20 protein-coding genes are annotated in these 17,572 nt (G+C 66.8%); 13 read left to right on the plus strand and 7 right to left on the minus strand.

The window, feature by feature from the left end; translation table 11 throughout:
• Positions 1-39 precede the first annotated feature (39 nt).
• Positions 40-693, plus strand: a complete 654-nt coding sequence (locus IB261_RS01925; protein ID WP_192383352.1) for a TetR/AcrR family transcriptional regulator — start codon at positions 40-42, stop codon at positions 691-693.
• Between the two features lie 96 nt (positions 694-789).
• On the opposite strand, the gene IB261_RS01930 is transcribed toward IB261_RS01925, so the two are convergent.
• Positions 790-1,206, minus strand: coding sequence for a GNAT family N-acetyltransferase (locus IB261_RS01930; protein WP_192210413.1), 417 nt, complete (start codon positions 1,204-1,206; stop codon positions 790-792).
• An 82-nt stretch (positions 1,207-1,288) separates the two neighbouring features.
• Complete coding sequence (locus tag IB261_RS01935) at positions 1,289-2,284, minus strand: hydrolase (RefSeq protein ID WP_177429494.1); 996 nt, start codon at positions 2,282-2,284, stop codon at positions 1,289-1,291.
• A gap of 108 nt (positions 2,285-2,392) precedes the next feature.
• Here IB261_RS01935 and IB261_RS01940 point away from each other — a divergent pair, with 108 nt between their 5' ends.
• Together IB261_RS01940 and IB261_RS01945 are read left to right on the plus strand one after the other, a co-directional pair.
• Complete coding sequence (locus IB261_RS01940) at positions 2,393-2,746, plus strand: hypothetical protein (protein ID WP_081519568.1); 354 nt, start codon at positions 2,393-2,395, stop codon at positions 2,744-2,746.
• Positions 2,747-2,822: 76 nt separating this feature from the next.
• On the plus strand, positions 2,823-3,818 hold the full coding sequence (locus tag IB261_RS01945; protein ID WP_192383351.1) for a tetratricopeptide repeat protein: 996 nt from the start codon (positions 2,823-2,825) through the stop codon (positions 3,816-3,818).
• 6 nt (positions 3,819-3,824) lie between these two features.
• Here the strand turns inward: IB261_RS01945 and IB261_RS01950 are convergent, their stop codons facing one another.
• Genes IB261_RS01950 through IB261_RS01965 form a run of 4 tightly spaced genes read right to left on the minus strand, consistent with a single transcriptional unit; the run spans position 3,825 to position 7,865 of the window.
• Positions 3,825-4,379 (minus strand): hypothetical protein, encoded by a 555-nt coding sequence (locus IB261_RS01950; RefSeq protein ID WP_192210409.1) that lies wholly within the window; start codon positions 4,377-4,379, stop codon positions 3,825-3,827.
• Between the two features lie 3 nt (positions 4,380-4,382).
• Positions 4,383-4,991 carry a 16S rRNA (guanine(966)-N(2))-methyltransferase RsmD gene (gene rsmD, locus IB261_RS01955; RefSeq protein WP_151189046.1) on the minus strand — a complete coding sequence of 203 codons (609 nt, stop codon included), beginning with the start codon at positions 4,989-4,991 and terminating at the stop codon, positions 4,383-4,385.
• A complete protein-coding gene (locus IB261_RS01960; protein ID WP_192383350.1) occupies positions 4,991-6,502 on the minus strand; it encodes a M16 family metallopeptidase in 1,512 nt (503 codons plus the stop codon). The genes rsmD and IB261_RS01960 overlap by 1 nt, the downstream gene beginning before the upstream one ends.
• Entirely contained in the window at positions 6,495-7,865 is a 1,371-nt protein-coding gene (locus IB261_RS01965; RefSeq protein WP_081519573.1) for a M16 family metallopeptidase, read from the minus strand. Before IB261_RS01965 ends, IB261_RS01960 begins: the two co-directional genes overlap by 8 nt.
• Before the next feature lie 191 nt (positions 7,866-8,056).
• Between IB261_RS01965 and ftsY the strand changes: the two genes are divergently transcribed.
• From ftsY to IB261_RS01990, 5 genes are all read left to right on the plus strand, one after another.
• Positions 8,057-9,505, plus strand: a complete 1,449-nt coding sequence (gene ftsY, locus IB261_RS01970) for a signal recognition particle-docking protein FtsY (protein WP_192383349.1) — start codon at positions 8,057-8,059, stop codon at positions 9,503-9,505.
• Entirely contained in the window at positions 9,502-10,173 is a 672-nt protein-coding gene (ftsE, locus tag IB261_RS01975; RefSeq protein WP_017520095.1) for a cell division ATP-binding protein FtsE, read from the plus strand. Before ftsY ends, ftsE begins: the two co-directional genes overlap by 4 nt.
• On the plus strand, positions 10,173-11,183 hold the full coding sequence (gene ftsX, locus IB261_RS01980; RefSeq protein WP_081519575.1) for a permease-like cell division protein FtsX: 1,011 nt from the start codon (positions 10,173-10,175) through the stop codon (positions 11,181-11,183). Before ftsE ends, ftsX begins: the two co-directional genes overlap by 1 nt.
• Positions 11,184-11,293: 110 nt before the next feature.
• Positions 11,294-12,148, plus strand: coding sequence for an RNA polymerase sigma factor RpoH (rpoH, locus tag IB261_RS01985; RefSeq protein WP_045213023.1), 855 nt, complete (start codon positions 11,294-11,296; stop codon positions 12,146-12,148).
• An 82-nt stretch (positions 12,149-12,230) separates the two neighbouring features.
• Positions 12,231-12,845 (plus strand): hypothetical protein, encoded by a 615-nt coding sequence (locus tag IB261_RS01990; RefSeq protein ID WP_081519576.1) that lies wholly within the window; start codon positions 12,231-12,233, stop codon positions 12,843-12,845.
• Here IB261_RS01990 and mtgA read toward each other — a convergent pair.
• Positions 12,842-13,564 (minus strand): monofunctional biosynthetic peptidoglycan transglycosylase, encoded by a 723-nt coding sequence (gene mtgA / locus IB261_RS01995; RefSeq protein WP_192383348.1) that lies wholly within the window; start codon positions 13,562-13,564, stop codon positions 12,842-12,844. The genes IB261_RS01990 and mtgA overlap by 4 nt on opposite strands.
• A 32-nt stretch (positions 13,565-13,596) precedes the next feature.
• On the opposite strand from mtgA, the gene IB261_RS02000 reads away from it, so the two are divergent.
• From IB261_RS02000 to IB261_RS02020, 5 genes are all read left to right on the plus strand, one after another.
• Positions 13,597-13,965: a DUF423 domain-containing protein gene (locus IB261_RS02000; RefSeq protein ID WP_081519578.1), complete on the plus strand. Its 369-nt coding sequence runs from the start codon at positions 13,597-13,599 to the stop codon at positions 13,963-13,965.
• 100 nt (positions 13,966-14,065) lie between these two features.
• Positions 14,066-14,266, plus strand: coding sequence for a sulfur carrier protein ThiS (gene thiS / locus IB261_RS02005; protein WP_017520101.1), 201 nt, complete (start codon positions 14,066-14,068; stop codon positions 14,264-14,266).
• Positions 14,267-14,320: 54 nt separating this feature from the next.
• Entirely contained in the window at positions 14,321-15,127 is an 807-nt protein-coding gene (locus tag IB261_RS02010; RefSeq protein ID WP_192383347.1) for a thiazole synthase, read from the plus strand.
• A 135-nt stretch (positions 15,128-15,262) separates the two neighbouring features.
• Complete coding sequence (trmB, locus tag IB261_RS02015) at positions 15,263-15,934, plus strand: tRNA (guanosine(46)-N7)-methyltransferase TrmB (protein ID WP_218189949.1); 672 nt, start codon at positions 15,263-15,265, stop codon at positions 15,932-15,934.
• Positions 15,935-16,104: 170 nt separating this feature from the next.
• The gene (locus IB261_RS02020) at positions 16,105-17,451 is read left to right on the plus strand and encodes a DUF1329 domain-containing protein (RefSeq protein ID WP_151189052.1); all 1,347 of its coding nucleotides are present in this window, start codon (positions 16,105-16,107) and stop codon (positions 17,449-17,451) included.
• The last annotated feature ends 121 nt before the right edge of the window (positions 17,452-17,572 follow it).

Below are 17,572 nucleotides of genomic sequence, written 5' to 3' on the forward strand. Positions count from 1 at the left end.
CCTTTGCGTCCGCGCAATCCGCTTCGACGAGTTTTGGCAATGGCACCACGCATCAACACCCGTGACCGCATCGCCCAGGCCAGCCTTGAGCTGTTCAATGCCCAGGGCGAGCGCAGCGTCACCACCAACCACATCGCCGCGCACCTGGGTATCTCGCCGGGCAACCTGTACTACCACTACCGCAACAAGCAGGTGATCATCGCCCAGCTGTTCGCCGAGTACGAAAGCCACGTCGACCAGTTCCTGCACCTGCCCGAGGGTCGCGCGCTGACGGTGGAGGACAAGACCTTCTACCTGGAAGCGCTGCTCGCCGCGATGTGGCACTACCGCTTCCTGCACCGCGACCTGGAACACCTGCTGGATTCCGACCCGGAACTGGCCGCCGGCTACCGCGCCTTCGCCCGCCGCGCGATGGACAATGCCAAGGCGATCTACCGGGGCTTCGTCGACGCCGGCATCCTGCAGATGGACGAACCCCAGCTCGAGGCCCTGACCCTCAACGCCTGGATCATCCTCACCTCCTGGGTGCGTTACCTGTGCACCACCCGTGAAGTAGCCAATGACCTCAGCGAGGTTCTGATGCGCCGGGGCATCTACCAGGTGCTGGCGCTGGAAAGCGGACACATCGCCCCGCCGTTCCGCGAAGCCGTGGCGGCGGTGTTCGACCGCTTGTACGTGCCGCTGGAAGACTGATCTTCAGACGGCGGAGAACCGTGAACGGTTATCCGCCTTACGCTCAACCGTTACGTAGGGCGCATCACGCGCCAGCGTTATCCGCCGGCTGCTCGGTCAGGCATCCACCTGGCGGGGCCCCGGCACCCGTGGCCGGCGCAGGGCGATGCCATGACGCAGGAAGAACTCCTCCACGCCCTCGGTGGCATCGGTGTAGAGCGTGCGGTTCGGGTGATCGGCGAGGAAGCGCGCCATCAGCGCAAGGCCGATCCCGCGGGACTGGAAGCCCGGCAGCACGGCGATTTCCGCCAGCCAGGTAGTCTGCGCCGTTTCGCTTTCCGCGCGCAGCAGGCCGAGTACCTGATCACCGTCCATGGCCAGCAGGAAGTAGCTGGAAAACTCGTAGAGATCGCGCAGTTCCGCCGTGGTGCCGGGCGAGCCCCAGCCCACCGCGCGGTACAGCGTGGCGATGCCGACGCACTGAGCATCGCTCAGCGGTGCGTTGTGCAGAATCGTCAGCGGCGTGTCGTGCATGGCGGCGCTCCTTTCTGGCGTTTCCTTCCGGGTGCACCTTCAGTCTGCCTCATTCCCGCGTCCAGGGGCTGACCCAGCGCAGTCAGGCTTCCCGCCGTTCGCGCAGCCACTGCGGGATGCGCCGCTCCAGGTAATAGTCCGGGCGCCCGGGCGAGCCGCCGATGAAGCCGACATGGCCGCCATGGGGCAGCAACTCCATCTGCGTCGAAGCCGACAGCTCGTCCAGCTGCGGCACGCTGTGGGCGTGGATGAACGGATCGTCGCTGGACTGGATGATCAGCGTCGGCACGCGGATACCGCCCAGGTAATAGCGGCTGGAGGCGCGCCGGTAGTAATCGTGCACGTCGGCGAAACCGTGCAGGGGCGCAGTCACCCGGTCGTCGAAGTCCCAGAAGGTGCGCATGCCGTCCAGCGGCCCGAGGCGCTCCAGCGCGGCGAGGTTTTCCGCGTGGCCGCCGGCGGCGAAGGCCTGGCGCTTGGTCTGCACGTAGGCCACCAGCTCGCGCATGAAGTGGGCCTGGTAGACCCTGGAGAAACCGATGCCGATGCGGTCGGCGCACTGGTCCAGGCGGAAGGGTACCGACACCGCGACCGCGCCTTTCAGCGGGCAGCTGTCCGAGGCTTCGCCCAGGTACTTGAGCAATACGTTGCCGCCCAGCGAATAGCCCACTGCGTAGAGCGGCGCCATCGGCCGCTTGGCGCGGACGTGGGCGACCACCGAGGCGAGGTCTTCGCTGACGCCCGAGTGATAGCCGCGCGGCAGCAGGTTCGACTCGCCCGAGCAGCCGCGCCAGTTCAGCGCGACGCTGGCCCAGCCTTGCGCCGCCAGCTGCTGCTGCACGCCGAGGATGTAGTGCGAGGACGACGAGCCAGTCAGCCCGTGCAGCGCCAGCACCAGCGGCGCATCCGCCTCGTGCGGGCCGTGCCAGTCGAGGTCGATGAAGTCGCCATCCTCCAGCCACAGGCGTTCGCGCGTGCGCTCGAGGCTGGGCGCCTTGCGTGCGAGCGAGCCATACAGGGTTTGCAGGTGCGGGCCGGGTAGCCACCAGGCGGGTTTGAACGGGGAGGGTATAGTCATCACGGATCGAATGGGGCCGACGAATCGTGATAGTAACGCCAAGTCGGCCGTGCGATGGATGCCTCATGCCTCCGTCGTCAGGAAAACCCACGCAAAGGAGGGGATGGAATGTGGAAGAAAATCGCGGCGTTGAGCCTGCTGGTGTGGCTGGCCGCGTGCGGCGAACCGGTGCCGCAGGAGCACCGCTCCTACGTCGGCCTGTGGACCGCGCCGCAGATGAGCCTGCTGGTGACGGCGGATGGCCGCGTCGCCTACAAACGGGTGGCGGGCAGCACGTCGAGGTCCATCGAGGCACCGATCAAGAGCTACGAAGCCGACGGCTTCACCGTGGGCTTCGGTCCCTTCGATACGCACTTCAAGGTCTCGAAACCACCCTATCAGGACGGTAGCCAATGGAAGATGGTGGTCGACGGCGTGGAACTGGTGCGCACCAGCACCGTCGATGTCGGCAAGTCCATCTGAGGGCTGCTGAGCCTTCATTATCAAGGAGTCGGCCCTGGACGGCCGACCGATTCAATCGACATGAGGATTGTCCCCTATGTTCAGCCGTTGGCTGTTCCTGTCTGCGCTCTCTCTGGTCCTGCCGTCCCTGGCATGGTCCGATGGCGCTTCTTCAGATTTCAGCGATGAGGTGTCCAGCACCGAGCAGAGTGATCCGCGTGCCGAAGAGCTGTTCGCGGAATTCACCCGTCTGCACCAGGCCACGAAGACGGGCGAGCCGCAGGCCCTGTTCAATCTCGGTGCCTACTTCTATCAGCACCAGAACTACGCCGGTGCGCGCAAATGGTGGGGCAAGGCTGCCGAGGCCGGCTTGGCCCGCGCGCAGATCCAGCTGGCCATGCTCTATCGCGACGGCGACGGTGGTCCGCAGGACAAGGCCGAAGCGGCGCGCTGGTTCGCCAGGGCGGCCGAGCAGGGCGACGCCAGCGCACAGAACGAGATGGGCGTCCTCTACTGGAGCGGCGAAGGCGTCGACAAGGACCGGGTCAAGGCCGGCATCTGGTTCGAGCGCGCGGCCAAGGCCGGTAGCGAAGACGCGGAGACCAACCTGGGCTGGTTCTACCTGGACGATTCGCAGGGAGTCTATGGCGCCGCCAGCGACGAAGAAGCTGCCCTGCTGGACCGCTACGCCGCCAGCCGCGAAAAGGCTTTCCAGTGGTTCTGCAAGGCGGCCACCCGGGGCAGCGCCCGCGCCCAGTTCAAGGTTGGCGAGGCCTACTGGAACGGTGCCGGTGCGGGGATGAACAAGTTGCAGGCGCGGCTCTGGCTGGAAAAGGCCGCACAGCAGCAGGACGCGGAAGCCATCGCCTGGCTGAAGACTGCCGAGGACGCGGCCTGGTACACCCGCCTGGAAAACTGGGGCCACGCCGCGCTGGATGGCGAGCTGTCCGGCACTGCCGATTGCTCCGGCGCGCCGGATCGCCGGCATGCCAATCGCGGCGTGGACAACGCCTCGCCTGAGCCGGAAGCCGTGGAGGCCAGCGCGGCCGACGCAGCAGAGGCAGTAGACGCGGCGGAGCCGGCGAGCCAATAAGGCTCGCTACCAGCCGAACTCGTCGGCCAGGTCCTGCGCGCGGCGGGCGTCGCCGAGCAGCGGCGCCAGCTCGTCGATCAGCTCGCGGCGGTACAGCGGGTTGACGCTGTAATCCTCGGCGAAGATGTCCTCGCCGGCGCCGCGCCACACTCGGGCGAAAGTGGCAAGGCAGGCGGTCATCTGCCAGAGGTCATCGAACATCGGCGCTGGGTCCCAGGGACCTCCGTGCTGGTCGAAGAGGATGCGGCCGGTGGAGCTCTCGAAGATGAAGGGATCGGCGCCCTGGTCCGCCACCACGATCCAGTCCTCGCTCCACCCTGCCAGCCGCTCGCCGGTCAGGCCGTGCCAGCGGTAGCCGGCCTGCTGTTTCCACAGCTTCGCCAGCGAGGGAATGAAGAACGGGTTGCCGGCGGTATCCAGGGTGCAGTCGCAGGGACCGACCTCACGGTAGAAACGTTCCAGCTCGGCGGGCAGGGCAATGTCGCCGGCCCAGTCGCTGGCGGGCTGCGCGAAGCAGTGTTCGTCCAGCGCCAGCAGCTGTTCGCGAAGGGCATCCGGCATCCGTCAACCTTCCCGCTGCCACAGCGCATAATGCACCGAGCCCGCCTTCTTCTCCCGGTGCAGTCGCCAGTTGCCCGGCAGGCCGAGGCTGGAGGGCACGGCTTCGCTTTCGGTGTAGACCCAGGCGTCCTTGGCCAGCCAGCCGCGCTCTTCCAGCAGACGGCAGGCGTTCTGCAGCAGGTCCTGGTGGAAGGGCGGGTCGAGGAAGACCAGGTCGAAGGGCTGCGCGGCCTGGTTGTCCAGGTAGCGCAGGGCGTCGGTCATCACCAACTGGCCGGTGGCGCACTTCAAGGTGTCGAGGGTGCCGCGCAGGGCGGCCACCGCTTCGCCGTTGGTGTCCAGCGCAAGGCCCGCGCTGGCGCCACGGGACAGCGCTTCGAGAAACAGCGCGCCGCTGCCGGCGAAGGGGTCGAGCACGCGGGCGCCGGGGACGTAGGGCGCGAGCCAGTTGAACAGGGTCTCGCGCACGCGGTCGGGCGTCGGGCGCAGGCCCGGGCCGTCGGGGAAGGCGAAGCGCCGGCTGCGCCATTCGCCGCCGATGATGCGCAGCTGGCCCTGGCCGCCGTGGGGCTTCTGTGCGGCGCGCGGGGCGCCGCCGGGTCGTTTGCTCATCAGTGCTCCGGTACGCCGGCAGGTTGCGCGGCGGGTTTGTCGGTGGGCGGCGGCAGCGGTTGCTGCGGCACGGTGGGGCCGGCGGTGACGATGACGAAAGCGTCCGGGTCGAGGTGGCGGCGCATGGCTTGCTTCACCTGTTCCACGCTCAGGTCCTGGACCTGGCTGAGGAAGGTTTCCAGGTAATCCAGCGGCAGGTTGTAGAAGCCGATGGCGCCCAGCTGGCCGACGATGTCGGCGTTGCTCGCGGTGGACAGCGGGAAGCTGCCGGCCAGCTCGCGCTTGGCGTCGTCGAGTTCTTTCTGCGTCGGGCCCTTGTCGAGGTAGTCGCGGACGATGTCCTGGACCAGCTTGAGGGTGCCTTCGCTCATCTCGGCGCGGGTCTGCAGGCCGATGGTGAACGGCCCGCGCGACTGCATGCCGGTGAAGCCGGAGTACACGCCGTAGGTCAGGCCGCGCTTCTCGCGCACCTGGTCCATCAGGCGGGTGCCGAAGCCGCCGCCGCCGAGGATCTGGTTACCCAGGTAGAGCGCGGCGTAGTCCGGGTCGTTACGGGTGATGCCCAGCTGCGCCAGCATCAGCTGGGTCTGCTTGGACGGGAACTCGATGTGGGTGACGCCGGCCTTGGGCATCTGCGGCTCGCCCGGTGCCGGCAGGGCAGGGCCCTTGGGCAGGGATCTGGAGACGCTGCCGGCGATGGCTTCGGCCTGCTCGCGGGTCAGGTCGCCGACCAGCGCGATGACCACGTTGCCGGCGGCGTAGGCCTTCTGGTGGAAGGCACGCAGCTGGGCGACGCTGATCTTCGGCACCGACTGCTCGTTGCCGTCGCTGGAGTGGGCGTAGGGGTGATCGCCGTAGAGCCGCTTGAACAGCTCCAGGCCCGCCAGCTTGCCGGGGTTCTGCTTCTGGTACTCGAAGCCGGCCATGACCTGGTTCTTGATGCGCGCCAGGGCGTCCTCGGGGAAGGTCGGCTGGCCGATCACCTGGTCGAACAGCGCCAGCGCGGCGTCGCGCTTGGTTGGCTCGCTGAGGCTGCGCAGGCTGGCCACCGCCATGTCGCGGTAGGAACCGTTGCCGAAGTTGGCGCCCAGGTCGTCGAAACCGGCGGCGATGGCGCTGGTGTCCTTGCCGGGCACGCCTTCGTTGAGCATGGCATTGGTCAGCATGGCCAGGCCGTAGCTGTCGCCGTCCTGGCTGCTGCCGGCGGCGAAGGTCAGGCGCAGGTCGAACATCGGCAGCTCATGGGCCTCGACGAACAGCACGCGGGCGCCTTCGGCGGTCTGCCATTGCTGGATGTTCAGCTTGCGGTGGCTGGGCGCCTTGCCGGCGGCTTCGGCCAGCGATTGCAGGCCGGTGGGCGCGGCAGTCTCGGCGGCAGCCGGCTGTGCCGGTGCAGGTGCAGGTGCCGCCGTCTCGGCGGCGGGGCGGGAAACGAACAGCACCAGTCCGGCGATCAGCGCGATGACGATCAGCCCGACCAGGCCGTAGCGCAGGCCATTGCGTTCACTCATGGCTCGGCTCCTTGTCGGTGGCGACTTCCGGCAGGACCTGGGCGAGGGTCAGGCGGGAGCGGGTGAAGTAGGTGCGGGCGGCTTGCTGGATGTCTTCGGCGGTGACGGCCTGGATGGCTTCCAGGTCCTTGTCCGCCAGACGCCAGCCGAGGCCGACGCTTTCCAGCTCGCCAATGGTGCTGGCCTGTCCGGCGATGGAATCGCGCTCGTAGACCAGCCCGGCGATGACCTGGGCGCGAACGCGCTCCAGTTCTTCCTTGCTCGGCGGGTTCTGCTTGAGGTCTTCCAGCTGCTTCCACAGCGCGGCCTCGACCTGGTCGAGGGTCTTGCCGGTCTGCACGTTGGGGGTGGCCGAGAGGAAGAACAGGCCGTCGCCGCGGGAGAAGGCGTCGTAGGAGGCCGAGGCGCCGGCGACGATTTCCTCGCCGCGCTCCAGGCGCGCGGACAGGCGCGCGCTGTAGCCGCCGTCGAGGATCGCCGAGATCAGGCGCAGGGCGTTGATCTGTTTCGAGTCATCGCTGCTGCCCAGGGTCGGCACGTTGAAGCCCATGATCAGGCTGGGCAACTGGGTGCGCACGTGCAGCTTCAGGCGGCGCTCGCCCGGCTCGGCCAGTTCCAGCGGCTTGCGCGCGGCGGGCAGGTCGCGCTTGGGGATCTCGCCGAAGTACTTCTCGGCCAGGGCCTTCACCTCGTCGCCGCTGACGTCGCCGACCACCACCAGGGTGGCGTTGTTCGGCGCGTACCAGGCCTGGTACCAGTGGCGCAGATCGTCGATGGTCATGCGCTGCAGGTCGGCCATCCAGCCGATGGTCGGTGTCCGATAGCCGCTGGCGGGGTAGGCGGCGGCCTTGAAGCGCTCGAAGGCCAGCGCGCTGGGCTTGTCCTCGGTGCGCAGGCGGCGTTCCTCCTTGATTACCTCGATCTCGCTCTTGAACTGGTCGGCCGGCAGGGCGAGGTGCGCCATGCGGTCGGCTTCCAGCTCCAGCGCCACCGGCAGGCGGTCGCGGGCGAGCACCTGGTAATAGGCGGTGTAGTCGTCGGTGGTGAAGGCGTTCTCTTCCGCGCCGAGGTCGCGCAGCACCAGCGAAGCCTGGCCGGGGCCGAGCTTGCGGCTGCCCTTGAACATCATGTGCTCCAGGGCGTGGGAGAGCCCGGTGAGGCCGGGCGTCTCGTAGCTGGAGCCGACCTTGTACCAGAGCTGGGAGACCACCACGGGGGCGCGGTGGTCCTCGCGGACAACGACCTTCAGGCCGTTGTCCAGGGTGTATTCGTGGGTGGGCTGTGGTTCCGCGGCGCTCGCCATCAGCGGCAGCAACAGGGAGCCGAGCAGCAGGCCGGCGTGGCGGCGTGCAAGGGTTTTCATCGTGGACTGAACCTTTCGGGCTGTCCGCGGGGTCTATGCAGGCTGGCGGCCAGCCTCTTAACCCCGGCGGGCGAGGAGATGCTAGGATACCCATCCGTTTTCCGGGCGGCCACGTTCAGGGCTTCTCAAAGCTGTTTCGAGGCTTTTTTTCTGCCTGTTTCCGTGGCGTCCCCTAGAGATTCGATCCCTACATGTTTGGTTCCAACGACGACAAGAAGGCCCCGCCAGCCGGGGAGAAGAAGGGTCTGTTCGGCTGGTGGCGCAAGAAGCCCCAGGCCGAGGAACAACCCGCCGAGCAAGCCGAGTCCCAGGCTGAACAGCCTGTTGCCGCCGAACCGGCTCCCGCCCTCGAGCAGGCTCCCTCCGTCCAGGCCGAGCCGGTCGCCCCGCGCGCCGAGCTGACCCCTGAGCCGACGCCCGAACCGATAGTCGACGTGGTGCCGGCCAGCGTGCCGGTCGAGCCACTGGCGCAGCCCGCTCTGCAACCTGAAGTGCAGCCCGCGCCGCGGCCTGAGCCGCAACCCGTTGCGCCGCCAGTGGTTGGCGAGGCGCCGCAGCCGGCTGTCCAGGCGGTCGCGCCGGCACCTGTCGCCGCGCCGGTTCAGCCCGAACCCGTTGCCGAAGCGCCCGTCGTAGTCGCCCAGCCCGAGCCTGCCCCGCAGCCCGAACCCGAGTCGCAGGCCAGACCGGCCGCCAGCGAGCCGTCCAGGCTCGGCTTCTTCGCCCGCCTCAAGCAGGGCCTGTCGAAGACCAGCGCCAGCCTCGGTGAAGGCATGGCCAGCCTGTTCCTGGGCAAGAAGGCCATCGACGACGACCTGCTCGACGAGATCGAGACCCGCCTGCTGACCGCCGACGTCGGCGTCGAGGCCACCACCACCATCGTGCAGAACCTGACCAAGCGCGTGGCGCGCAAGGAGCTGGCCGACAGCGAAGCGCTGTACAAGGCCCTGCAGGAAGAGCTGGCCGGCCTGCTGCGCCCCGTCGAGCAGCCGCTGACCATCACCACCGACAAGCAGCCCTACGTGATCCTCGTGGTCGGCGTGAACGGCGTTGGCAAGACCACCACCATCGGCAAGCTGGCGAAGAAACTGCAGCTCGATGGCAAGAAGGTCATGCTGGCCGCCGGCGATACCTTCCGCGCCGCCGCCGTCGAGCAGCTGCAGGTCTGGGGCGAGCGCAACAACATCGCCGTGATCGCCCAGCACACCGGCGCGGACTCCGCCTCGGTGATCTTCGATGCCGTGCAGGCCGCCAAGGCCCGTGGCGTGGATGTGCTGATCGCCGATACCGCCGGTCGCCTGCACACCAAGGACAACCTGATGGAAGAGCTGAAGAAGGTGCGCCGGGTGATCGGCAAGCTGGACGAGACGGCTCCCCACGAAGTCCTGCTGGTGCTGGATGCCGGTACCGGGCAGAACGCCATCAACCAGGCCAAGCAGTTCAACAATGCCGTGGAACTCACTGGCCTGGCCCTGACCAAACTGGACGGCACCGCCAAGGGCGGGGTGATCTTCGCCCTGGCCAAGCAGTTCGGCCTGCCGATCCGCTATATCGGTGTCGGCGAAGGGATCGACGATCTGCGAACCTTCGAAGCCGATGCCTTCGTCCGTGCACTCTTCGAGACCCGGGAAATCGCATGATCCGTTTCGAGCAGGTTGGCAAACGCTATCCCAACGGCCACGTCGGCCTGCACGAGATTTCGTTCCGCGTGCCGCGCGGCGAGATCATGTTCGTCACCGGCCACTCCGGTGCGGGCAAGAGCACCCTGCTGCGCCTGATCCTGGCGATGGAGCGACCCACTTCCGGCAAGCTGCTGCTAGGCGGGCAGGACGTCTCGCGCATCTCCACCGCGCAGATTCCCTTCCTGCGCCGGCAGATCGGCGTGGTCTTCCAGAACCACCAGCTGCTCGATGACCGCAGCGTGTTCGAGAACGTCGCCCTGCCGATGCAGATTCTCGGCCTGCCCAAGGCGGACATCGCCTACCGCGTCGAAGCGGCGCTCGACCGGGTGAACCTCAAGGAAAAGGCCGAGGACCGTCCGTCCGACCTCTCCACCGGGCAGCAGCAGCGCGTCGGCATCGCCCGCGCGGTGGTGCACCGTCCGGCCCTGCTGCTCGCCGACGAACCCACCGGCAACCTCGACCCGCGCCTGGCCTCGGAAATCATGTCCGTGTTCGAAGACATCAACCGCCTGGGCACCACCGTGCTGATCGCCAGCCATGACCTGGCACTGATCGCGCGCATGCGCCACCGGATGATCACCCTGCAGCGTGGCCGGATCATCGCTGATCGTGAGGAGAACGCCTGATGAGCGCCAATGACCTGCCCCGCGGCGACGAAGAAGGCACCCCGACGCGCAACACCCGCGAGCGCCCGGAAGACAATGAACACCAGGACCACAGCGCGTCCCTCTCGGCCTACGCGGAAAACCACCGCGCCAGCCTGATGGACAGTCTGCACCGCCTGGTCAGCCACCCCTTCGGCAGCTTCTTCACCTGCCTGGTGATGGGCATCACCCTGAGCCTGCCCATGGGGCTGTCGCTGCTGCTGAACAACGTCGAGCGCCTCGGTGGCTCCTGGCAGCGCGCCGCACAGATTTCCCTGTTCCTCGACCTCAAGGCCAGCGAGGCCCAGGGCCAGGACCTGCGCGAACAGATCGAGAAAATGCCCGATGTGATCGAGGCGCAGCTGATCAGTCGCGACGATGCGCTGAAAGAGCTGCAGGAGCAGTCCGGTCTCGGCGAAGCGCTGAAGGAATTGCCTGACAACCCGCTGCCGGCGGTCATCTCGGTGACGCCCAAGCAGATTGACAAGGCCCAGCTGGATGCCTTGCGTCAAAGGTTGTCGGAGCTGCCGGGTGTACAACAGGCGCAGCTGGACCTGGTCTGGGTCGAGCGGCTGTCGGCGATCCTCAAGCTGGGCGACCGCTTCGTCTTCGGCCTGACCCTCCTGCTGGTGCTGACCCTGTTGCTGGTGATCGGCAACACCATCCGCCTGCACATCGAAAACCGCCGTAACGAAATCGAAGTCATCAAGCTGGTCGGCGGGACGGACGGTTACGTGCGTCGCCCCTTCCTCTATATGGGTGCGTTGTACGGCCTGGGTGCGGGCATCCTGTCCTGGGCCCTGTTGGCCTTCGGCCTGGACTGGCTGAACAGCTCCGTGGTCAACCTGGCCGGGCTGTACGGCAGTGATTTCGGGCTGGCGGGCGTACCGGTCGACGACGGCCTGTCGCTCACTATTGGTGCCGTGCTGCTGGGCTGGATCGGTGCCTGGCTGGCCGTGGCGCGCCACCTGCGCGAGTTGGCACCGCGCTGAAACCCCCTGATTTTGCAGGGGTTAAGCGGGTGTAAAGGAACTTTTACACCCGCTTGCAGTCAGATTTCGCAGTGCTACACTGCGCGAGTTTCGTGAATCGGAGGATTCGCATGACCACTTCTCTGCAACCTGTATATGCCCTGGCTCCCGGTGCGAACCTGGAAGCCTATGTGCACTCGGTGAACAGCATTCCGCTGCTGACGCCGGAGCAGGAGCGCGAACTGGCCGAACGCCTCTTCTACCAGCAAGATCTGGAAGCGGCACGGCAAATGGTTCTGGCGCACCTGCGCTTCGTCGTGCATATCGCCCGGAGTTATTCCGGGTACGGCCTGGCCCAGGCCGATCTGATCCAGGAAGGCAACGTCGGCCTGATGAAGGCCGTGAAGCGCTTCAACCCGGAAATGGGTGTGCGCCTGGTGTCGTTCGCCGTCCACTGGATCAAGGCGGAAATCCATGAGTTCATCCTGCGCAACTGGCGGATCGTGAAAGTCGCGACCACCAAGGCGCAGCGCAAGCTGTTCTTCAACCTGCGCAGCCAGAAGAAGAAGCTGGCCTGGCTGAGCAATGACGAAGTGCACCGCGTCGCGGAAACCCTCGGTGTCGAGGCCCGCGAAGTCCGCGAGATGGAAAGCCGTCTCACCGGGCAGGACATGGCCTTCGACCCGGCGGCGGATGCCGACGACGAGAGCGCCTACCAGTCCCCGGCGCATTATCTGGAAGACCATCGTTACGACCCGGCGCGCCAGCTGGAGGAAGCGGACTGGAGCGACAGCTCCACCGCCAGCCTGCACGAGGCGCTGGAAGGCCTGGACGACCGCAGCCGCGACATCCTCTACCAGCGTTGGCTGGCCGAGGAGAAGGCGACCCTGCACGACCTTGCGGCCAAGTACAACGTGTCCGCCGAGCGGATCCGTCAGCTGGAAAAGAACGCGATGAACAAGCTCAAGGGTCGCATCGAAGCCTGACCGGCTTCGACGCGCCCTGCGAGTCGCGAACCGCACCCTGGTGCGGTTTTTTTCTGCCCGCCTTCAGCGTCTGGAGAGTCCCATGCCGCGCCTGCGTCCCGTCCACGGGATGTTCTTCCTGGTCATCGCCCTGCTGGCCTTCGGCCTCGGTTCCTGGGTCGCCCGCACGTCCGCGCCGCCCAAGCCGCCGCAGTGGTTCAACGACTGGAAGGAAAAGGTCTTCGAGCCGCTGGCCGACGACAAGCTGACCCTGAACGATCTGCAGGGCCAGCAGCCCGGCGAGCTGTGGCTGACCGCCAGCCAGGACGGCCCGCAACTGCATTACCGCGGCAAGCTGGTGACGGAAGAGGGGCCCTGGCACGTCGAGGCGGAGCTGGCCCTGAGCGATGCCGAGCATGCCAGCCTGGCCAAGGCCACCGGCATGCAGCCGACCAGCAAGGACCAGCCGCTGAGCGCCGAGCTGATGGGCCAGTTGGGCAACAAGCCGGTCTCCGAGCTGGCGCTGGCGCCGCAGGAAGACCTGGCGGTCGGTCGCCTGGCAGTGAGCCTGGGCGATCCGCGACTGCGCCTGCAGGTGGATGGCGGCGAGGCCTGGGTCTATCCGGAGAAGGGCATGACCCTGCTGCATCGCGACGGCACCCTGCAGTGGGTGCGGGTGGTGCCGCGCAATACTCTCAAGACCAGCGAGGCGCCTTAAAGGCGCCCGAGATAATCGCTGCCACCCAGCTGCCACATCTGCTGGCGGATCCAGGAGGCGCGCTGGCGCACGTAGGGGCCGGGCTTGCCGGCGCTCCACTTGCGCGGGTTGGGCAGCACGGCCGCCAGCAGGCTGGCCTGCTGTTGCGACAGGCGCTTGGCGTCGACGCCGAAGTGGTGCTGGGCAGCGGCCTGGGCGCCGAATACGCCGGCGTCCCACTCCACGCTGTTGAGGTAGACCTCGAGAATCCGCTGCTTGGACCAGAAGGTCTCGATCAGCAGGGTGAACCATGCCTCGAAGCCCTTGCGTACCCAGCTGCGGCCGGTCCAGAGGAAGACGTTCTTCGCCACCTGCTGGCTGATGGTGCTGCCGCCGCGGACCCTGCCGCCCTGCTCGTTGTGCGCCAGGGCCTTCTGGATCGCCGGCACGTCGAAGCCGTGGTGTTCGGCGAACTTCTGGTCTTCGCTGGCGATCACGGCGAGCTTGAGGCTGTCCGGCAGCTCGTCCCAGGAGCGCCAGCTGCGCTGCAGGTCGATGGGCTGGCCGTTGAACCAGGACTCGACCTTGCGCTCGATCATGACCATGGTGCCCGGCGGCGGTACCCAGCGCAGGATGATGACCAGCGCCACGCTGATGGCGACGAACCAGAGCGCGATCTTGAACAGGCGGCGGAGGACGTTGCGCATGCGAGGCTTTGACTGGGCGGATGAGCGGGCCATTATAGCGGCACTCACCTGTCTGGAGCTTTCCGATGCTGCGTACTTTCCTGATGCTCGCCGCCTTCTTCGGTTTCACCGGTGTCGCCCTCGGCGCCTTCGCTGCCCACGGCCTGAAGAGCAAGCTCACCCCGGAGTACCTGGCGGTGTTCCAGACCGGCGTGCATTACCAGATGCTGCATGCCCTGGCGCTGTTCGGCGTGGCGCTGCTCTCGGCGCATATCGGCGGCACCCTGGTCAGCCTTGCCGGCTGGGCCTTCACCGTCGGCATCCTGCTGTTTTCCGGCAGCCTCTACCTGCTGACCCTGGCCGGCCTCGGCGTGGGCATCATCACCCCGATCGGCGGGCTGTTCTTCCTGATCGGCTGGGCGCTGCTGCTGGTGGCGGCCTTCCGGCTGGGTTGACCCGAGCGTCAGAAAAGCCCGAGTGCGGCACTCCGGAACCTTGGTCATCCGGCGCGATCGGGCTAGAATGCGACCCCCTCCAGCAACGACCGTCCCGCCCATGCGTATTCAGTTGAACGGCGAACCCTTCGAGCTGCCCGACGGCCACAGCGTCGCCAACCTGCTCGAGCGTCTCGACCTCACCGGCAAGCGTGTCGCGGTCGAGCTCAACCAGGACATCGTGCCGCGCAGCCAGCACGCCGCCACCGCCCTGAGCGAAGGCGACCAGGTGGAAGTGGTGCATGCCATCGGCGGCGGCTAGCAGCCGCCTCCCAGACTTTCAGGCCCCGCCCGCCTTTCCTTCAGGAGTGATCCGATGAGCCAAACCAACTCCAACCTGCCGGTCGACAAGCCCTTCATCCTGGCTGGCCGTACCTACAATTCCCGCCTGCTGGTCGGCACCGGCAAATACAAGGACCTCGAGGAGACCTGTGTCGCCATCGAGGCCTCGGGCGCCGAGATCGTCACGGTTGCCGTGCGCCGCACGAACATCGGCCAGAATCCGGGCGAACCGAACCTGCTGGACGTGATCCCGCCGGATCGCTACACCATCCTGCCGAACACCGCCGGCTGCTACGACGCCGTCGAGGCCGTACGTACCTGCCGCCTGGCCCGCGAGCTGCTCGATGGCCACAACCTGGTCAAGCTGGAAGTCCTGGCCGACCAGAAGACCCTCTTCCCCAACGTCGTCGAAACCCTCAAGGCCGCCGAAGTGCTGGTCAAGGACGGCTTCGACGTCATGGTGTACACCAGCGACGACCCGATCATTGCCCGCCAACTGGCCGAGATCGGCTGCATCGCGGTGATGCCGCTGGCCGGCCTGATCGGCTCTGGCCTGGGCATCTGCAACCCCTACAACCTGCGCATCATCCTCGAAGAAGCCACCGTTCCGGTGCTGGTGGATGCCGGCGTGGGCACCGCCTCCGACGCCACCATCGCCATGGAACTGGGTTGCGAAGCCGTGCTGATGAACACCGCCATCGCCCACGCGCAGAACCCGGTGATGATGGCCGAGGCCATGAAGCACGCCATCGTCGCCGGCCGCCTGGCCTACCTGGCCGGCCGCATGCCGCGCAAGCTGTACGCGAGCGCGTCGTCGCCGATGACGGGCCTGATCAACTAAGTATTTCCATTCCGACGCGCGGGCCGGTATGCCGAAGGCAGCCGGCCCGCGCGTGCATTTACCCGCAAGGTCCGAGTCATGAGTGACATTCCCGAGAATCAGCCCGAGAACCAGCCCGACGCCGACAACCGTCCGATGCGCGCCATCAAGAGCTTCGTGATGCGCGCCGGGCGCATGACCGAAGGCCAGCAACGCGGCCTCGACCAGGGTTGGCCGAAGTACGGCCTGGAACTGGCCGACGGCGCGCGGGACTTCGATCAGGTGTTCGGGCGCCAGGCGCCGCGTACCTTCGAGATCGGCTTCGGTATGGGCCACGCCACCCTGGAGATGGCCGCTGCCGCGCCGGAGCAGGACTTCATCGGCGTGGAAGTGCACCGTCCGGGCGTCGGCGCACTGCTCAACGGCATGTTGACCCAGGACCTGAGCAACATCCGCGTCTACAGCTGCGACGCCATCGAAGTACTGCGCGACTGCGTGGCCGATGCCAGCCTCGACCGCCTGCTGCTGTTCTTCCCGGACCCGTGGCACAAGTCGCGCCACCACAAGCGTCGCATCGTGCAGCCGGCCTGGGCCGAGCTGGTACGGCAGAAGCTGAAGGTCGGCGGCGTGCTGCACATGGCCACTGACTGGGAACAATATGCCGAGCACATGCTGGAAGTGATGAATGCCGCACCCGGCTATCGCAACCTTTCGGCGGACAATACCTATGTGCCGCGCCCGGAAGAGCGTCCGGTCACCAAGTTCGAACGTCGCGGGGAGCGACTCGGGCATGGCGTCTGGGACCTGAAGTTCGAGCGTGTCGACTGATTCAGCGGAAAAAGGCCTGCGCAGCAGGCCTTTTTCACGGATGAACAGCCTATAGACCGGGACCACCCGGCAGGCCGCAAAGGCCACCCTCACCTCCTGAATAAAAAGCGGCATCCGCCGCGGACGAAAATAAGAGTGATGGACAGGAGTCCGTCGCAAAGGAGTCTGCTGTGTTGAAGAAACTTGCTGTACTGCTGATGGCGGGGGCGTGGGTCCTGCCGGCGCAGGCGAAAGTCGATGCCACCGAGGCCGCTCGACTGGGTCGCGACCTGACGCCGATGGGGGCGGAAATGGCCGGCAATGCCAGTGGCACCATCCCCGCGTGGACCGGTGGCATCACCAGCGCCCCGGCGGGCTACCAGCCCGGCACCCACCACCTCGATCCGTACGCTGCTGATGCCGTGCAGTACAAGATCGACAGCAAGAACCTGGCGCAGTACCAGGCGCTGCTCACTCCCGGCACCCAGGCGCTGCTGCAGGAGAACCCGGACTACTACCTGCGCGTCTTCCCCAGCCGCCGCAGTGCATCCTTGCCCCAGCGCATCTATGACGCCACCCGCTTCAATGCCGAGAACGCCGAGCTGATCGCCGACGGCAACGGCGTGCAGGGCGCCGCCGCCGGTGTGCCGTTCCCGATGCCGAAGACCGGCCTGGAAGCCATCTGGAACCACATCATGCGCTACCGTGGCGAGCAGATTCACATGGTGACCAACCAGGCCGCCGTGCTCGCCAGCGGCAGCTACAACCTGCTCAAGCTCGACCGCTACGTGTACTTCAACTACGGTCGCGAGGGCATGACCCCGCAGGACCTGAACAACACGCTGTTCTACTACAAGTACAACATCGTCGCCCCGGCCAAGCTCGCCGGCTCTGCGCTGGTGGTGCAGGAGACCATCGACCAGGTGCTGTCGATCCGCAAGGCCTGGCGCTTCAACAGCGGCGAGCGTCGCGTGCGCCGCCTGCCGAGCCTGGCCTACGACACCCTGCAGCCCGACACCAACGGCCTGGCCACCGCCGACACCGTGGACGTCTACAACGGCGCGCCGGACCACTACGAGTGGCAGCTGCTGGGCAAGCGCGAGATGCTGGTGCCGTACAACAGCTACGCGGTGCACCAGAAGGGCATCCCCTACGCCGACATCCTCAGGACCAAGACCCTCAACCCCGAGCTGCTGCGCTACGAGCCGCACCGCGTCTGGGTGGTCGAGGCGACCCTGCGCAAGGGCATGGGCCATCCGTTCGCCAAGCGCCGCTTCTACCTGGATGAAGACAGCTGGCAGATCCTCGCCTCGGACATCTACAACGCCGACGGCAAGCTGATCCGCGCCCAGGAAGTGCACCCGATCAACTACTACGACGTGCCCATGGTGCTCAGCACTCTGGAAGCGCTGTACGACTTCGAAGGGGCGCGCTACTTCGTCGACGGCCTGGACAACAACGAGCCGATGTACGACTTCAAGGTCCCGCTGGGGCCGCGCGACTTCACTCCGCAGGCGTTGCGCCGCGAGGGTAACTGAGTCCAGCAGAGGCCGCCGCGAGGCGGCCTTTGTGTTTGTGCAGTGTGGAATGTCGCTGCTGGTTCAGCGAGTCGCGGGCCATGCCCGCGAACCGCCTGAAAGGCGGTGCTGTCAGTTGGCA

This window comes from Pseudomonas sp. PDM20 (assembly GCF_014852575.3).
GTDB lineage: Bacteria > Pseudomonadota > Gammaproteobacteria > Pseudomonadales > Pseudomonadaceae > Pseudomonas.

Excerpts from the sequence above, each read along its gene's own strand:
- IB261_RS01925 (WP_192383352.1), top strand. The coding sequence starts at position 40 with ATGGCACCACGCATCAACACCCGTGACCGCATCGCCCAGGCCAGCCTT.
- IB261_RS01930 (WP_192210413.1), bottom strand. The coding sequence starts at position 1,206 with ATGCACGACACGCCGCTGACGATTCTGCACAACGCACCGCTGAGCGAT.
- IB261_RS01935 (WP_177429494.1), bottom strand. The coding sequence starts at position 2,284 with ATGACTATACCCTCCCCGTTCAAACCCGCCTGGTGGCTACCCGGCCCG.
- IB261_RS01940 (WP_081519568.1), top strand. The coding sequence starts at position 2,393 with ATGTGGAAGAAAATCGCGGCGTTGAGCCTGCTGGTGTGGCTGGCCGCG.
- IB261_RS01945 (WP_192383351.1), top strand. The coding sequence starts at position 2,823 with ATGTTCAGCCGTTGGCTGTTCCTGTCTGCGCTCTCTCTGGTCCTGCCG.
- IB261_RS01950 (WP_192210409.1), bottom strand. The coding sequence starts at position 4,379 with ATGCCGGATGCCCTTCGCGAACAGCTGCTGGCGCTGGACGAACACTGC.
- rsmD (WP_151189046.1), bottom strand. The coding sequence starts at position 4,991 with ATGAGCAAACGACCCGGCGGCGCCCCGCGCGCCGCACAGAAGCCCCAC.
- IB261_RS01960 (WP_192383350.1), bottom strand. The coding sequence starts at position 6,502 with ATGAGTGAACGCAATGGCCTGCGCTACGGCCTGGTCGGGCTGATCGTC.
- IB261_RS01965 (WP_081519573.1), bottom strand. The coding sequence starts at position 7,865 with ATGAAAACCCTTGCACGCCGCCACGCCGGCCTGCTGCTCGGCTCCCTG.
- ftsY (WP_192383349.1), top strand. The coding sequence starts at position 8,057 with ATGTTTGGTTCCAACGACGACAAGAAGGCCCCGCCAGCCGGGGAGAAG.
- ftsE (WP_017520095.1), top strand. The coding sequence starts at position 9,502 with ATGATCCGTTTCGAGCAGGTTGGCAAACGCTATCCCAACGGCCACGTC.
- ftsX (WP_081519575.1), top strand. The coding sequence starts at position 10,173 with ATGAGCGCCAATGACCTGCCCCGCGGCGACGAAGAAGGCACCCCGACG.
- rpoH (WP_045213023.1), top strand. The coding sequence starts at position 11,294 with ATGACCACTTCTCTGCAACCTGTATATGCCCTGGCTCCCGGTGCGAAC.
- IB261_RS01990 (WP_081519576.1), top strand. The coding sequence starts at position 12,231 with ATGCCGCGCCTGCGTCCCGTCCACGGGATGTTCTTCCTGGTCATCGCC.
- mtgA (WP_192383348.1), bottom strand. The coding sequence starts at position 13,564 with ATGGCCCGCTCATCCGCCCAGTCAAAGCCTCGCATGCGCAACGTCCTC.
- IB261_RS02000 (WP_081519578.1), top strand. The coding sequence starts at position 13,597 with ATGCTGCGTACTTTCCTGATGCTCGCCGCCTTCTTCGGTTTCACCGGT.
- thiS (WP_017520101.1), top strand. The coding sequence starts at position 14,066 with ATGCGTATTCAGTTGAACGGCGAACCCTTCGAGCTGCCCGACGGCCAC.
- IB261_RS02010 (WP_192383347.1), top strand. The coding sequence starts at position 14,321 with ATGAGCCAAACCAACTCCAACCTGCCGGTCGACAAGCCCTTCATCCTG.
- trmB (WP_218189949.1), top strand. The coding sequence starts at position 15,263 with ATGCGCGCCATCAAGAGCTTCGTGATGCGCGCCGGGCGCATGACCGAA.